The organism is Acinetobacter gyllenbergii CIP 110306 = MTCC 11365, from assembly GCF_000413855.1.
Classification (GTDB): Bacteria; Pseudomonadota; Gammaproteobacteria; order Pseudomonadales; family Moraxellaceae; genus Acinetobacter; species Acinetobacter gyllenbergii.
The window spans coordinates 40,711-56,498 of the sequence record NZ_ATGG01000008.1 but is presented as its reverse complement, the minus strand read 5'-3'; the positions used below and the strand labels follow the sequence as shown (position 1 = coordinate 56,498).

General features: G+C 41.5%; 12 protein-coding genes. 2 read left to right on the top strand and 10 right to left on the bottom strand.

Annotated features, from left to right (window positions below; all coding sequences use genetic code 11):
- Window positions 1-95 precede the first annotated feature (95 nt).
- The 3 genes from F957_RS16615 to F957_RS16625 form a co-directional block, all read right to left on the bottom strand.
- The gene (locus F957_RS16615; protein ID WP_016541403.1) at window positions 96-1,205 is read right to left on the bottom strand and encodes a porin; all 1,110 of its coding nucleotides are present in this window, start codon (window positions 1,203-1,205) and stop codon (window positions 96-98) included.
- A gap of 141 nt (window positions 1,206-1,346) precedes the next feature.
- Window positions 1,347-2,684 carry a CitMHS family transporter gene (locus F957_RS16620; RefSeq protein ID WP_016541404.1) on the bottom strand — a complete coding sequence of 446 codons (1,338 nt, stop codon included), beginning with the start codon at window positions 2,682-2,684 and terminating at the stop codon, window positions 1,347-1,349.
- A gap of 484 nt (window positions 2,685-3,168) precedes the next feature.
- Window positions 3,169-4,248 (bottom strand): AraC family transcriptional regulator, encoded by a 1,080-nt coding sequence (locus F957_RS16625; protein WP_016541405.1) that lies wholly within the window; start codon window positions 4,246-4,248, stop codon window positions 3,169-3,171.
- A 131-nt stretch (window positions 4,249-4,379) separates the two neighbouring features.
- On the opposite strand from F957_RS16625, the gene F957_RS16630 reads away from it, so the two are divergent.
- Window positions 4,380-5,840, top strand: coding sequence for a coniferyl aldehyde dehydrogenase (locus F957_RS16630; protein ID WP_016541406.1), 1,461 nt, complete (start codon window positions 4,380-4,382; stop codon window positions 5,838-5,840).
- Window positions 5,841-5,900: 60 nt separating this feature from the next.
- Here the strand turns inward: F957_RS16630 and F957_RS16635 are convergent, their stop codons facing one another.
- The 3 genes from F957_RS16635 to F957_RS16645 are packed head-to-tail and all read right to left on the bottom strand — an operon-like array spanning window position 5,901 to window position 7,632.
- The gene (locus F957_RS16635) at window positions 5,901-6,578 is read right to left on the bottom strand and encodes a DUF799 domain-containing protein (protein ID WP_016541407.1); all 678 of its coding nucleotides are present in this window, start codon (window positions 6,576-6,578) and stop codon (window positions 5,901-5,903) included.
- Window positions 6,575-6,943, bottom strand: coding sequence for a DUF4810 domain-containing protein (locus F957_RS16640; RefSeq protein WP_016541408.1), 369 nt, complete (start codon window positions 6,941-6,943; stop codon window positions 6,575-6,577). Before F957_RS16640 ends, F957_RS16635 begins: the two co-directional genes overlap by 4 nt.
- A gap of 17 nt (window positions 6,944-6,960) precedes the next feature.
- On the bottom strand, window positions 6,961-7,632 hold the full coding sequence (locus F957_RS16645) for a CsgG/HfaB family protein (protein WP_016541409.1): 672 nt from the start codon (window positions 7,630-7,632) through the stop codon (window positions 6,961-6,963).
- Window positions 7,633-8,097: 465 nt separating this feature from the next.
- Here F957_RS16645 and F957_RS16650 point away from each other — a divergent pair, with 465 nt between their 5' ends.
- Window positions 8,098-9,723, top strand: coding sequence for a long-chain fatty acid--CoA ligase (locus tag F957_RS16650; protein WP_016541410.1), 1,626 nt, complete (start codon window positions 8,098-8,100; stop codon window positions 9,721-9,723).
- A gap of 29 nt (window positions 9,724-9,752) precedes the next feature.
- Here the strand turns inward: F957_RS16650 and F957_RS16655 are convergent, their stop codons facing one another.
- Genes F957_RS16655 through kdpB form a run of 4 tightly spaced genes read right to left on the bottom strand, consistent with a single transcriptional unit; the run spans window position 9,753 to window position 15,780 of the window.
- The gene (locus tag F957_RS16655) at window positions 9,753-10,451 is read right to left on the bottom strand and encodes a response regulator (RefSeq protein ID WP_016541411.1); all 699 of its coding nucleotides are present in this window, start codon (window positions 10,449-10,451) and stop codon (window positions 9,753-9,755) included.
- Window positions 10,452-10,461: 10 nt separating this feature from the next.
- Complete coding sequence (locus tag F957_RS16660; RefSeq protein ID WP_016541412.1) at window positions 10,462-13,110, bottom strand: sensor histidine kinase; 2,649 nt, start codon at window positions 13,108-13,110, stop codon at window positions 10,462-10,464.
- 12 nt (window positions 13,111-13,122) lie between these two features.
- The gene (gene kdpC / locus F957_RS16665; RefSeq protein WP_016541413.1) at window positions 13,123-13,758 is read right to left on the bottom strand and encodes a potassium-transporting ATPase subunit KdpC; all 636 of its coding nucleotides are present in this window, start codon (window positions 13,756-13,758) and stop codon (window positions 13,123-13,125) included.
- 9 nt (window positions 13,759-13,767) lie between these two features.
- Window positions 13,768-15,780 carry a potassium-transporting ATPase subunit KdpB gene (gene kdpB, locus F957_RS16670; RefSeq protein WP_016541414.1) on the bottom strand — a complete coding sequence of 671 codons (2,013 nt, stop codon included), beginning with the start codon at window positions 15,778-15,780 and terminating at the stop codon, window positions 13,768-13,770.
- Window positions 15,781-15,788: the final 8 nt, after the last annotated feature.

The following is a 15,788-nucleotide window of genomic DNA, read 5'->3' as shown; positions in this document are numbered from 1 at the left end:
GGAGCTATTACATGAAAAATGGATATAAACTCATGGAAAAAGCACCAATAAATAGAAGAAACTTCCGCTATTCATTGATGCTAATCAACTGAAAATTAGAACTTAAATTCTAAACCCGTGCCTGCAATCGGTTGCTTATCTTTAGCACTCGCCTGCTCAAAAGTTGAGTATCCAGCATAACCATAGGCTTTGACTTGTTTGTTAAATGAATAATCAGTTCCTAGCAATAATTGCTTAGCATCAAAATCTGCTTCATTGCTTTTAAAGCTGGTGTTGTTTTGGCTGTATTGTGCTTTTACAGTCCACTTCGACTGATTTGGTAACTTGTATTCAGCGCCAATCAACCATCCTTGTGAATCATCAATATTGATGGCACCTGCATCATTCCCTTTTTTATCCGCAACCTTTGAAGTTTGATACAGCGTTTTTAAAGCGAGACCTTCAATTGGCGTTAAACGACCAATTACACGCACCGTATTTGCTGCTGCAAATACTTCTTCAACTTGGGTCTCTGTCTCTGCTGCATTCAGCAAACCATGTCCCAAGAAATCACTTGGAATGGCTTTATCATAGCCGACACCAACCAAAAACACGGGATGGCTATAACTGAGTGATGCAGACCATGCATCTCCTAGTCCACGACCAGCGGCATTCACACCACCACGCTTGTCATCTTCAATGCCTCTACTTTCGCCTGTTGCGAGTAAAACACTGGCTTCTACGTTACCACCATTGAACGCAATTTCAGGAGAATCATAGACCACCACATTATTGACACGGTTTTCACCCGTCATAATCCCAGTGATGTCAGCTTTATTACCAATATAGTTATTAAAGCTATCCACTGGGCTTGATAAATCTTTTAATGGTGTATTATGTTTTCCGACTTTAAGCGTACCAAAACGTTCGTCTTTTAATCCGACAAAACGGTTTCGTTGTGACCAATCATTTCGATCTCCATCCGCATAAAATGCCCATTCTGCTAAATAAATCGCACTCAAATTTTCGGTTAATTTTTCCTCACCTTTAATCCCAAGAAATGAACTATTACTACTTACCTTCCAGACATCACGATCGGATGAATTCGCATTTTTTTCTGGTAAATAATCAATACTTGCATCAATTTCTCCATAAAATTTTGGTGCTGCAAATGCAGAACAGGTCGCAATACTCATCATCGTTGCGAGAGCAATTTTCATCTTCATTGTTATCTTCCTAACCATCTAAAAAAAAGTAAAAAAACGCTATTTCGCTCTATTTCAAGCAAAATTTAAAATTAAGGGGGAACGAATAAATATGAATGCTTTTATATATTTATGCATATAAAAGCATCATCATAATTAGATTTACATATTATAAAATGGGAATACGCCAAATATTAATGCACTGCCCATCAATACGCAGCAGGTAATAAATGCCCATTTCAAAGTGAATTTTTGATGGTCACCCATTTCTACTGCAGCCAAACCACAGAGTAAGTAGGTTGAAGGAACCAATGGCGATAATAAATGGATCGGCTGACCAATAATCGATGCACGTGCGATTTCTACAGGGGCAATACCATAATGCGATGCAGCTTCTGCAAGAATCGGTAACACACCAAAATAGAAGGCATCATTAGACATAAAGAAGGTTAAAGGCATACTTAATACACCCGTAATCGGTGCCAAATAAGGTCCTAAACTTGGCGGAATCACCGCGACGAAGCCTTTAGACATGGCTTCAACCATACCTGTACCCGATAAAATTCCAGTAAAGACACCTGCAGCAAAGATTACACCTACCACTGCTAATACGCTATCGGCATGCATCGCAATACGTTTTTTCTGCATGTTCACACATGGATAGTTGACCACCAATGCAATACAGAAACCCAGCATAAACAGGATCGACATTGGTAAAATCCCTTTCACCAAAGACGCCATTAACACCAGTGTTAAAATTCCGTTAAACCAGCGTAAATGCGGACGTTGTGCTTCTGGATCTTTTGAAATTGAAATATCATCAGCATGGCTGATATCCACCAACTCAATCACACCTAAGCGTTTGCGCTCATACATGCCATACAGATAAGCCAAGAAGAATAACCAAGCAGCAGCCACAATCATCGATGGAATCATTGGAATAAACACTTCACTGGCATCGACTTGTAATGCACTCGCTGCACGCGCAGTCGGTCCACCCCATGGTGTCAAGTTCATCACACCGCTACAAAGCAGCATCAAACAGGTCATAATCAGGGGATTCATGCCAACACGTTTATACAGCGGCATCATAGCAGCCACACAGATCATGTACGTGGTTGAACCATCACCATCTAAAGAAACCAGTAGCGTCAAAAAAACCGTACCTAATGTGATTTTTAGCGGATCACCTTTTACTTTCTTTAAAATCCATCTGACCGAAGGATCAAATAAGCCCGAATCAATCATTAATGCAAAATACAAGATTGCAAAAAGCAACATCACACCAGTTGGCGCCAGTTTTTTAATCCCCTCTAACATGGTATTGCCAAGTTCAGCGAGCTGGATATGACTCAAACTGTCAAAATAAAAACCGAGACCCCAAGCAATGAGGGCGAATATGAATGGGATTAAAATTAATGCAACTAATGCACTGAGACGTTTTGACATGATCAAATACATAAAGCACATGATCATGCTGATACCTAAAAAAGTCAGCATTGAACGCAATCCTTAGCATAATAAATTTTTTATTAATGGGTAGACCCTACCCTAATCCAGCACAGATTCTATGCGATTTAACTTTAGGTAATTCATTTAATTTAATTATATAGTCAACACAGCCATTCACATGAAAAATACTTTAAAAGTATGCAAATATACTTTTTAATATAAGACTTTAATTATTAATATATTTTTATCAAACAATTTAGATCAATCGATCAAAACATCCGAGTAATAAACAAACAAAATACAACCTATTCAAAATATTAATGCTATATTATGGTGCAATTTTTGATTAAAAAATAACGTTTTTAAACAAATGATAATTAAAACAAATATCATTCATTTACAAAACTACTATTCTGGTTAAAATAAAAGCAGGAGAATAACCCTTATTGTATTGCTCTCAAATTATAATAAGTATTATTATCATAGGATATTAAAATAATATTAAAAATTCATATTCCGAGAATAAAACGACTTATTTAAACTCAATTTCATTATTTTTATGTAGCCTATACTCATTTGGTGAAATCCCAACCCAATTTCGATAGGCTTTTCTAAAATTTGAGGTGTCAGAAAATCCTAAACGTTCTGCAATTTCATCGATGCTCAAGCTGGTTGTTAAATACTCATCGGCAAGTCGGCGTCTAGTACTATCTAAAATTTCCTGATAACTGATATCGACATCTGCCAAACGACGATACAAAGTTCGCTTAGATAAATGTAATTGATCCGCCATCTGTTGTGCAGTTGGAAAGCTTCCCACAGCATCTAATAAAATAAGTCGAATGGTACGAACTAACTCGGGCTCTTGCTCATTGTCATCTGTTGCTAACATGCGCTCACAAAAAGATTGGCACATATCCGCAGTAATCGGATTAGCATTGGGACAAGGCCTATCAAGCCAATCAAGATCAAAATGCCATTGCATCACCTCAGCATCAAACTCGACAGGACAACGAAATACCTTTTCATACTCTGCCGCATATTCTGGGGCTGGATAAGGCAGTAATAATTTTTTAGCTTGAAATGGCGCTTCCAAAACACATTCAATCAAGCTTTGCATCGAACTAAACCAAAACTCGCAGACCAAAGGCAATAGCTTGCCGAGCGCAATAATCTCATGGCCTTCAAAAATGGCGACTTGCTTTTGAATTGAAAAGGTTTTCTTAAGGACGGGTGCAGCGAGTTTGATATGACGAATACCAAACTCCACTGCTTGTTGAAAATTACGGGAAGCGTAAAGCGCATAGCCATAGACACCAAAGTCGGATAAGCGTTGCTTTTGACCCGCCCGCATACCAATCAGCGGATCTGTGGTTAAACGCTGAATGGTTTTAAACAGTTGTAATTTTTGATAGGGAGAAATATGGGAAGCTGCACTATTCAGTGCATCCTGAGAAATGCCCGTACCAGCCAAAAGTTCTGTCAGACTATAACCTTGTTGTTGCATCGCGTCTAGCAGACTAGTTAAACCAAGAATCGGTGTTCCCTGAGCCATCTGTTGTTGATCATAACGTGCTTCGACCAATGTTGAGCCCAGCTCTTGTTTACGCATTTTTTCACCTCATCCCTTAAGTGATGATGCATAATGGCACTAAATTACTTTTTGTTGTCTCAATTTAACATCGACTACAAAACGCATCAATCATAAAGTCTATTCTACTAATAAGCATGAAAGGAGCAACAATGACACTTTCAACTTCACAGGTCTTCAGTGATCCTGCAACCGAGCATATGCATTCGGTTTTCAAGCAACAACGTGCTGCTTTTACTGCTCAGCCCTACCCTGCTCTCGATGATCGACGTCGCAAATTATTGCAAATAAAAAAACAAATTATCCGTTATCAAGATGTGATTGCGTCTGCAATTAATACCGACTTTAGTTCACGCTCTGTAGATGAATCAAAACTGCTGGATTTACTCGGTTCTGTACTTGAAGCAGAACATGCCATTCGCCATGTCCGCCGTTGGATGCGACCAAGCAAACGTAGCACTGAATTGCTATTTTTATCGAATCGCTTACGAGTGCAGTATCAGCCCAAAGGTGTTGTTGGGGTCATTGTTCCTTGGAACTTTCCAGTTTATCTGGCCTTAGGTCCTTTAATTGCCGCAATTGCAGCAGGTAATCGGGTGATGATCAAACTACCCGAAGTCACGCCTGCAACCAATGCTGTGGTTAAACGGATGCTGGCTGAAATTTTTAGTGAAGATGAGGTTTCTGTTTTTGGTGAAGAGATCCTTGATCCAGCACAATTTACCTCACTACCCTTCAACCATATTGTATTTACAGGTTCGCCAGCAATTGGTCGCGTCGTTATGCGTGCGGCAGCAGATAATTTAACCCCAGTCACCTTAGAACTTGGTGGTAAATCCCCTGCTTTAATCAGCCGTCATTATCCACTGGCTGATGCTGCAAAACGCGTTTTACACGGTAAAGCGACCAACTGTGGTCAGATCTGCGTTGCACCCGACTATGCACTGGTACCAAAAGAAAAAGTGGATCAATTCGTTACAGAATGCCAAACGAATTTCACCAGTATGTATGGCAATAACATTCGCAACAATGACAATTACACCTCGATTGTGAATGATCGTCATTTAAACCGTTTACTCGATATTTTGGATGATGCCCAAGCCAAAGGCGCTCAAATCATTACCTGTGGTGAATATGATCGAGACCAAGATGCACGTCGTATGCCCGTGCATCTTGTGCTGAATTGCACCCCAGAGATGCGAATTTTAAAAGAAGAGCTATTTGGCCCAGTTTTACCTGTGGTTGCTTACGATAGCGTAGATGATGCAATTCAGTATATTCAGGCAGGTGAGCGACCATTGGCTTTATATTTCTTTACCCACGATGCCAATGAACGTGATTACGTCTTAAAGCAAACTCACTCTGGTGGCGTGACCTTGAATGATTGGGGCTGGCATGTAGTCAACCACGATGCACCTTTCGGGGGAATCGGAAACTCTGGCATGGGTTCTTATCATGGCGAAGAAGGTTTCCGTGAACTTTCTCATGCTAAAACAGTGTTTGCACGTCATCGTTTCTTCCCAACCCAGTTGTTCTATCCGCCATACGGTACTTGGGTACAAAAGTTGGCCATACGTTTCTTCTTGAAACAAGGTGACCCAAATATCAAATAATCTTTAAGAATAAAAAAGCCTCATCAAGAGGCTTTTTTATTCTGCAGATGAAAAAATGAATTACTTTAGAACACCATCTTGTTGGTATTTCGGTGAACGAGGTCCATAGAGTAAACCTAAACCTGGGTTATGCTGTGTCGGGGTAAAGAGTTGCGTATTCACCACCGATGCCAACGGATAAGCCCGATCATTTAAGCTTCCCGCAATTTGTTCAACCAATGCCCCGACCAACGCAGTGAGTAAGTCATTGTTGCCACTATTGCTGGATTGAACAGCCTTTTTCTCACCCGTCCAAAGCGTCTCATTGCTGTTTAAATCAACCAATTTTGCTTCTACACTGACGGTTGCAACACTTTGGATCACTTGATACTGAGAACCATATTCTTTAATTCGAATATAGAGTGCGGCATCAGCCCCAAAGATTTCCTGTAATTTCTGCGGCGCAATGCTTTGTGCATCATGGCCATTGGTCACGCCGTTCTCTTTAAACATCGAGTCGACCACAGAAATCGGAAAGACGTAATAACCTGCTTCAGCAACGGGTGTAATCACGGTTGGCCAATAACTATAAGTTGCCTTCACATCTGGGGAATCATTGACTGGCGGTAACACCAGAATAGATTTCGGCATATGTTGTTTATATGCCGTCATATCTTTATTCACTGTTGGAGATGATGCACAGCCTGTAACCAGTATGCCTGTAAGTAGAAGGTTTGAAACTAAAAATGCCTTGATCATGGCTTTGTAATTCCTCCATTGGCATTCATCTTCTGCAATAAACGATTCATCAATACCGTAGATTCAGGATAAACCTGTCGTTCCAGTTGAAAATATTCCACGGCTTTTTGTGCGTTATTCACTTGTAAAGATAACCAGCCCAGATGTGCATATAAGCCTGGTGGAACGGCCAGATTCTTCGCCTTGGCTTTTTCGATTTCCGCTTCTAACTTGATAATTTGTGCGCTCGGTGTGGCTTTTTCTGGTTGGTTATACATCAGATAGGTCTGCTGTGTATAAGAGCCCCAACTATATAAAGGTTGAGGTCCAGCAGCACAACCGACCAATCCGATGCTGATCAGACTGGTGCAAACAATGTTTTTCATTTTAGAACAATCCAGTCTTATTGCGCAGTCCAACGATTATTCTGAATATCAGTCACTAAATTGTTGACCGCTTCACGTACCGCTAGATCAAGCACCTTACCATTCAAGGTTGAGTCATAAGAGGCTGTAGAACCAAAACCAAGCACTTCACGCGCGCCCAATGCATACTCACCCGCACCTTGCACTGAATGAACAATCTCTGAGGTTTTTACATCGACAATATTCAAGTTCACTTTGGCATAAGCAATTTGCTGTTTACCGCGCCCTAAAATCCCAAATAATTGCTGATCACCCACTTCTTTGCGACCAAATTCAGACACATCACCAGTGATCACATAACGTGCACCTTTAATGCTTTGAGTACTGTTGCTGAATCCCACTTCTTGTTTAAGTTCAGATAAATTATCACGATTTAGAACCGAGAAATAACCCGTTTGCTGTAAATGCGTTTCTAAAATCGTTTTCGCCTGCCCACCAAGACGATCCACATTGTCAGAGAAGATACCTCTCATATAACTAGAACGATTATCAAACTTACCAATCGAAACAGGTACTTTCACCCCGTTATATTTAATCTGTTGAACAGCTGCCGTCACTTGCGGGCTTTGAATTGATTTGGATGTTTCTGTGGTTGAGCAGGCCATTAAGCCAAAAGTACTAAATACTGTTACCGCTAATAATTTTTTCATTTTGACTCAAATAAGCAAGATATAAAAAAGTCTCACCAGTATATACTAAAAAACTGAAAACAGCTCACCACTATTAATACGATAAACCATTATTAATTATAGTAAAATTTATTTAACAGCCTCATAGATATTGCACATTATAAATACATGATTATGGTTCAATCGGCTGGAATAACCGAGAATCTCCCTTAGTCCTTGGCTCAATCAGATGAAATGATCATTAGAGTTTTAATATGAATAAAATGTGCTTTCATATTGACCACTATTTTTCTCGATGCTACTTTCATTTTACTAGACCTCAAGTTCTCACCATAGCCAAGCTGTGCTACATCTCTAGATAGATTATTCGCCCTAAATTTGCCTATTCAATATCATTTTATTTCAGCTAGTAACGATAAACAGTAAGACATCAAGCTCATGTTCACCTCTTAATTGAACAAATCAACCCACAAAAAAGGATAAAAAATGTTTGGAAAAATGATACATCAGGATTTATTGATTAGTAACTTAATTGAGCATGCAGCAAAATACCATGCAGATACTGCCATTTTTTCACGTGAAGTTGACGGTCAGCTCAGCACAACAGATTGGAAACACATCCAGCAGAATAGTAAACGCTTAGCAAATGCTTTCAAGGCGTTTAATTTAACAGAGGGTGATCGTATTGCCACAATCGCATGGAATAATCGCCGTCACTTAGAATCATGGTATGCCATTTCCGGATGTGGTTATGTTTGTCACACCATTAACCCACGATTATTTCTAGAGCAGTTGACCTTTATTATTAATGATGCCCAAGATAAAGTTATTTTCTTCGACATTACATTTTTGCCATTAATCAGTGCAATTAAGGATCAAGTTCCTTCGGTTGAAAAATTGATCTGTTTAAGCGCCTATGATGAAAGCGTTGCCACCGCACTTCCAAACGTTATTTTTTATGATGCGTTAATTCAAGATCAATCGGTAGAATTTGATTGGCCACAATTCAAAGAAGAAACCCCCAGCTCCTTATGTTATACCTCCGGCACAACGGGGAATCCCAAAGGTGTGTTATATAGCCATCGTTCGACTTTACTGCACACGATTGCCATTGCACTCCCCGACTCGTTAAATATTTCTGCTCGAGATATTGTCATGCCAGTAGTGCCTATGTTCCATGTCAATGCATGGGGCATTCCCTATGCAGCAGCAATGGTCGGGAGTTCTCTCATTCTGCCTGGACCACATTTAGATGGTGATAGCCTGGTTCGTTTAATTGATGATTATAAAGTGACAGTGGCATTGGGCGTTCCGACCATTTGGCAGGGATTATTGCTTGCTGCTAAAAAAATAGGCAGCAGCTTAGAAAGTATGCAGCGCAATGTGGTTGGTGGTGCAACCTGCCCACCCTCTATCATCCGTGAATTTAGAGACACCTATCATTGTGACACGATTCATGCATGGGGAATGTCAGAAATAAGTCCACTGGGCACAGCCAATCAACCCAAAGCAAAACATGCCTCGTTAAATCCGACAGAACTTGAGAAATTGCGCCAAAGCCAAGGTCGTCCGCCTTTTGGTATAGAGCTACGTATTGTTGATGAAAATAGCATAACACCACTCGCAAATGATGGGCATACCCAAGGAAACCTACAAGTTCGTGGTCCATGGGTCGTTGATCACTATTTTAATCAAGAAAAAAATTCTCTAACTTCAGATGGTTGGTTTGATACTGGTGATATCGCAAGCATTGATTCTGATGGTTACATGACCATCCGTGATCGCGCCAAAGATTTAATCAAATCAGGCGGTGAATGGATTTCATCTGTTGAAATAGAGAATATTGCCGTCGGCCATCCTGAAATTCGTATGGCTGCAGCAATTGCTGCACGCCACCCCAAATGGGATGAACGTCCAATTTTAATTGCGGTAAAACAAGAGCACTCCACTTTAACTGAAGAGGATGTGCTTGAATATTTTGCCGATAAAATCGCATCTTGGCAGGTTCCAGATGCCGTGATTTTTGTTGATGCTCTGCCTATCAATGGTACGGGGAAAATTGTGAAGGCCGAGCTACGTGCAGAATACGGTGATTTTTTACTAAAATCATAATCGCTGAATACCACGATAGAATAAATTCACTATTCACCAAAGCGTAACCCTACACCCGCAATGGTGAAAATGTACTTAGGTGTCACTGCGGAATCCCCTATTTTAGTTCTGAGTTTTTTTACTAAGATTCTAAGATAGTGGGTATCCTCTTCATGACTAATCCCCCATAACTCAGTCATGATTTGTTTTTGCGTCACGATTTTGCCTTGATGACGAATCAACAGTGCCAACAATTGAAATTCTTTTTTGGTTAAAGCGATGTCTTCATCTGCCAGTTTGGCTGTATGTTCAGCTACATCAATCCAAAGCTGTCCATCATTAAATATTAGATTGTGTTCTGCCTGTTGTGGCTTATTGCGGAACATCACCCGAATACGGGCACAGAGCTCCTGAATGCTAAATGGCTTGGTGACATAGTCATTGGCACCCGCATCTAGCAGTTTAATTTTTTGATTTTCATCTGGACGTGCCGACAAGACGATCACAGGAATGTCTGACCATTGTCTCAATTCAAGCAATACTGCCTGTCCCTCCATATCGGGTAAACCCAGATCTAGAATCAACAGATCAGCGCCACGTGTTGCTAAACTCTCCAATCCTTTCATACCATTTTCAGCCACATGTACCTGATAGCCCTGTGCACGTAAAGCAATGTCCAAAAACTTCCGGATTTGTGGCTCATCATCAATAATCAGAATTGATGCTGGTGAGTTAAATGAGTGCGGCATAACAGTGGTTTTAATCCTGATGAAGTGGTAATCGTATTCTAATTAAGGTGCCCTGACCATATGTCCCTGCGAGTGCTTCGATACTGCCCATATGCGCCCCAATAATCGCTTTAACAATAGCAAGACCTAAACCTGTTCCCGTTTTGCCCCGATCACCACGTTGCATGGTATAGAACATATCAAAAATTTGCTCTCGCTCATCTTCTGGGATTCCGATGCCTTGATCTATAATATCAATTTGTAGGAACTGATCTTCTTGATAAATCCTGACCTCAATCGGCACATCATCAGGTGAAAATTTGGCTGCATTTTCCAACACATTAAAGATGGCCTGCTCAATCAAGGCCGGATGCACAAATAATTGTGGCAAGTCATCTGCCATTGTAACGTCAATATTAATCTTGGGCTGATAGCGCTTCAGTCGCTGTGTCGCCGATCCGATCAGTTCTTCTACACCAATCCAGTCACGACTTAGACTTAAACCCTGATGACCTAATCGGGTCATATCCAGCAGATTTTGAATATAACGATCCAAACGCTCACCTTCAACATGAATGGTGTCCAATAAACTTTCACGATCCTCTGCTGGCATCTGCTCACCATAGTATTTCAGACTATCTGCTGATCCGATCATTGCAGCCAAGGGGGAACGTAGATCATGAGAGACAGATGACAATAATGCCGAACGTAATTTTTCAGTTTCTGCTACCACACGGGAGTTTTCTAACTGTAAAGACAACTGTACCCGTGACGTGGTTTGTGCAATATCATCAATCATCAGTTCCGCCAACCGTTGCTGCTCAAAACTGATTGTTTCTGTTTTTTGATTAAATCGAAGTGCGATCACCCCATAGCCTCCCACCAGATTTAGTGGATTAAACCACCATTCGGATTGGGTTAGCGTATTGGTAAAACGCCCACAAGGCTTGGCATTTTTCTGGGTCCAATTGGCCGCGATTTGATCTTTTTCATTCAACACACTGCTATCGCCTAACTCCTGTGTGCCAATTCTCAACCACACTGTTGCATTTAAACAACTCTCTAAATGTTGTTTGGCAATATTTAAAACCTGTTCAATATCGACACAGCTAGATAACTTCCGCTCCAACTCTTGCATTTGTAAAGACACTGAGTTGGCAGCACGTAAACTAAGAACCTGAGCGCGTAATTGATTGGCTAAACGCCCCACCAACAAGGCCGAAGCAATAAAGATAACAATGGTGATCACGCCACGTTCAGCACTAATGCGCAAGGTAAATCGAGGTTCAATAAAGAAGTAGTTATAAAGCAAGAAACAAATCACCACACTCAAAATGGTGATCAGCATCCGCGCCCGCATCGCAACCACCAACACGGTGACCACAAAAATCAAAGCCAATTCGCTATACCCAATAAAATGATCACTCACTGTTGCCGCAATTAAGCCCAATAAGACAATCAAACTACTTTCAATGATCTCACGTGGGTTAAAAACCAGTGCTTGTGCCGACCACGATACGCGTGTGCTATCTATCTGCGGTTTCGGTTCATTAGATTTCGTTTTTAATGGTTGAACGAAGGTGATCTCAAAAGGGTGCTGTTTTTCTAAAAGTTGATCAGCAATATGGTCTGAGAACAGACGCTGCCAAAACGATTTTTGAGGACTTTTACCGAGTAAAATATTGGATGCACCATAATCATAGGCCGCCTGTAAAATGGTCGATGCAATATGATTGCTATGTAACAAATAGGTATCTGCACCGAGTTTCCGCGCCAAGTTAAATGCCTTGGTTACGGCTAAGGTTTGTGTTGTTGTTTTCTGGCTCTTTTGAATTGAAATTACACTCCACATCGCATTGCGTCTCTCTGCGATACGATGTGCCCGCCTAACCAAATCCTCAGAAAACTCAGAACCATCAATTGCTAACATCACATGATTTTGAATCGGGATAATCTGCCCTTGTGCAACAAATTTTTCCCGATAATCAATTTCAACTTGCCCTGCAACGGTTTGAATCGCTAAATCCCGTAAAGCGGTTAAATGTGCAGGTTTAAAAAATCCTTGTAATGCTTGAGGAGCAACATCAGCAAAATAAATCTTGCCATGGTTCATGCGTTCTAATAACTCAGGTACGGGCAAATCAACCAAACGAATGTCTTTCAGACGTTTTAATAATGCGTCAGGAACCGTTTCACTAACCCGAATGCCCGTGATCTGATAGACCACATCATTCAGGCTTTCCAGGTGTTGAATGTTTAAAGTGCTATAAACATCAATCCCTGCATCCAACAGTTCATTGACATCTTGCCAGCGATATTCATGCCGGCTATTCGGAACATTGCGGTGTGCGAGTTCATCCACTAACACAATTTCAGGCTTTAATTTAAGAATTTGATCAAGATCCATCTCTTCCAAAATACGGCCTTGATACTCCACAGCCTTTCTTGGAATAACATTGAGTCCTTGAATCAAACGCTCGGTATCAGATCGACCGTGGGTTTCGACCACCCCGACCATCACATGCTGCCCTTGTTGCATCAGTTCATGCGCTCGGGTCAGCATGGCATAGGTTTTGCCTACGCCAGGTGCTGCACCCAAGAAAATGGTCAAACGTCCAGACTGTTCACGCTGGCTATTTGCAAGCCATGCATCTGCTTTATGATTACGGTCAATCTGCATAAGTGCGCTCTATTAACGTGTGTTCGATGACAATTGATCTAAGGCTAAATTCAGCTCTAGAACGTTGACTCGTGCTTGCCCATAGAGATTAAACTGAGCAGGCTGAATCTGTTGTTGCACTAAATCTCGCAATTGCTGCTCTGCTAAATGGCGTTGTTGTGCCACCCGTTTCACTTGTAATAATGCACTCTCAGGTGAAATATCAGGATCAATCCCACTGCCTGATGCGGTCACCATATCGTTCGGCACCTGCTGTTCTGAAATATGATTATTCTGGGCAAATTGCACAGTTCTGTCCTTAATTTGTTTTTGTAAGTCAGGATTAGAGACCGCCAAGTTACTACCTGCCATTCCATCAACATTGTAACTTACCGCACTGGGACGACCATGGAAATATTGTTCACCAACAAAATTTTGCCCCACCAAACGAGAACCCACAATTCTGCCATCCAGTTCGATTAAGCTGCCATTGGCTTGCACTGGAAAGAGTAGCTGCGCAATAGAAACACTAGCCGTAGCATACAGCACCCCTGCAATTAAGAAACCCACGGCTATCAGACCAAGACTTGGGCGTAGAACTGAATGTCCTTGGCCCGATAATGCCAAGTCCTGTTGATTCAATTGCTGATGATTCAATAAAGTATTCATTTCTCACTCCTAAATCCACAATGACACAATAAGGTCGATCAACTTGATCGCGATAAACGGAAAGATCACCCCACCTACCCCATAAATCAACATATTACGGCGTAACAATTGCAATGCACTGGCAGGTTTAAACTGCACCCCTCTTAAAGCCAATGGGATCAACATTGGAATAATCAGTGCATTAAAAATCAAGGCTGAAATTACTGCACTGCTTGGACTACTGAGTTGCAAAATATTCAGCACCCCAAGTTGTGGAATCGCCACTGCAAACAATGCAGGTAAGATGACAAAGTACTTGGAGACATCATTTGCCAAAGAAAAGGTGGTTAAGGCGCCACGGGTAATCAATTGCTGCTTCCCAATTTCAACTACATCCAGCAACTTGGTTGGGTCAGAGTCCAGATCCACCATATTGCCAGCTTCTTTCGCGGCTTGAGTGCCTGAGTTCATGGCTAAGCCAATGTCTGCCTGTGCCAAGGCAGGTGCATCATTGGTACCATCACCGACCATTGCCACCAGTTTACCCGCAGCTTGTTCTTTACGGATACAAGCCAATTTATCTTCAGGTTTGGCTTCTGCAATATAATCATCCACCCCCGCTTCTGCTGCAATCGCTGCTGCAGTCAACGGATTGTCACCTGTAACCATAATGGTTTTAATACCCATCTCACGTAACAGCGCAAAACGTTCTTTAATACCCTGCTTGATCACATCTGATAGCTCAATCACCCCTAAAATACTGTGATTTGAAGCGACGACGAGTGGTGTTGCACCTTTAGAAGCCACTTGCTCGACACGAGTTTTGAGTTCAATGTTGTCTTTGATCTCTTGATTGGTAAATTTAAGGATGGCATCGACAGCACCTTTACGAATCTTTTGTCCAGTCGCTAAGTCCACACCAGACAAACGTGTTGATGCACTAAACTGGATAAATTCTGCATCTTGAGGCTCACGAATGCTCTCGCCCATTTCTTTACCCAAACTCACCACAGATTTACCTTCAGGGGTTGGGTCAGCGAAAGACGTCAACATTGCGGCTTGACGTAATTCAGTTGGACTCACACCAGCCAATGGATAAAAAGCTGTCGCTTGGCGGTCGCCATAGGTAATCGTGCCGGTTTTGTCCAATAGCAGCACATCAATATCACCTGCAACTTCAACTGCTTTCCCTGATTTGGCTAAGACATTGGCTTTTAAAGCACGGTTCATCCCAGCAATCCCAATCGCAGGGAGCAAGCCCCCAATTGTGGTTGGAATCAAACATACCAATAGAGCAATCAACAAGACGATGCTGATTTTAATCCCGACCATTGAACCAATAAAGGGTAAGCTTGCCACCACCACAATAAAAGTAATGGTCATAATGTTGAGCAAAATACTTAACGCAACCTCATTCGGTGTCTTTTGGCGATTGGCACCTTCAACTAAGGCAATCATACGGTCTAGGAAACTATGACCAGCTTCATTACTCACGCGAATAATAATTTCATCTGACAAAACCTTAGTGCCGCCAATCACACCTGAACGATCCGTATTGGCTTCACGCAATACGGGCGCAGACTCCCCTGTAACAGCAGATTCATTGATGGTCGCAAAGCCTTGAATAATCTCGCCATCCGCAGGAACAATTTCACCAGCTTTGACGATGACAAGATCATCTTTTTTAAGCAGATTGGCAGAAATAGTCTTCGGTACCGCATTTAAATCGAGGATACAATTTGCGGTTAAATTTTCACGGGCCTGACGTAGAGATGCAGCTTGCCCACGCCCTTTGGCCTCAGCAACCGCTTCTGCATAATTAGCAAATAGTACTGTCACCAATAAGATCAGACTCAACAGCAGACCAAAACCGAAACTGGTACTCCCCATCAAGGTTGCGACAATCGTTAAGATTGTACCCACCCAGACACAGGCCATCACTGGATTTTTAAAAGCATACTGTGGCAACAGTTTATGAAAAGTTTGCTGAATAATTTCTTTATTCAAAATATCCATTTGTTGTGTCGCATTTGAATGTTTCATTGTTGTCG

Coding starts and splice junctions, on each gene's coding strand:
- F957_RS16660 (WP_016541412.1), bottom strand. CDS start 13,110: ATGCAGATTGACCGTAATCATAAAGCAGATGCATGGCTTGCAAATAGC.
- F957_RS16630 (WP_016541406.1), top strand. CDS start 4,380: ATGACACTTTCAACTTCACAGGTCTTCAGTGATCCTGCAACCGAGCAT.
- kdpB (WP_016541414.1), bottom strand. CDS start 15,780: ATGAAACATTCAAATGCGACACAACAAATGGATATTTTGAATAAAGAA.
- kdpC (WP_016541413.1), bottom strand. CDS start 13,758: ATGAATACTTTATTGAATCATCAGCAATTGAATCAACAGGACTTGGCA.
- F957_RS16615 (WP_016541403.1), bottom strand. CDS start 1,205: ATGAAGATGAAAATTGCTCTCGCAACGATGATGAGTATTGCGACCTGT.
- F957_RS16620 (WP_016541404.1), bottom strand. CDS start 2,684: ATGCTGACTTTTTTAGGTATCAGCATGATCATGTGCTTTATGTATTTG.
- F957_RS16625 (WP_016541405.1), bottom strand. CDS start 4,248: ATGCGTAAACAAGAGCTGGGCTCAACATTGGTCGAAGCACGTTATGAT.
- F957_RS16650 (WP_016541410.1), top strand. CDS start 8,098: ATGTTTGGAAAAATGATACATCAGGATTTATTGATTAGTAACTTAATT.
- F957_RS16640 (WP_016541408.1), bottom strand. CDS start 6,943: ATGAAAAACATTGTTTGCACCAGTCTGATCAGCATCGGATTGGTCGGT.
- F957_RS16635 (WP_016541407.1), bottom strand. CDS start 6,578: ATGATCAAGGCATTTTTAGTTTCAAACCTTCTACTTACAGGCATACTG.
- F957_RS16655 (WP_016541411.1), bottom strand. CDS start 10,451: ATGCCGCACTCATTTAACTCACCAGCATCAATTCTGATTATTGATGAT.
- F957_RS16645 (WP_016541409.1), bottom strand. CDS start 7,632: ATGAAAAAATTATTAGCGGTAACAGTATTTAGTACTTTTGGCTTAATG.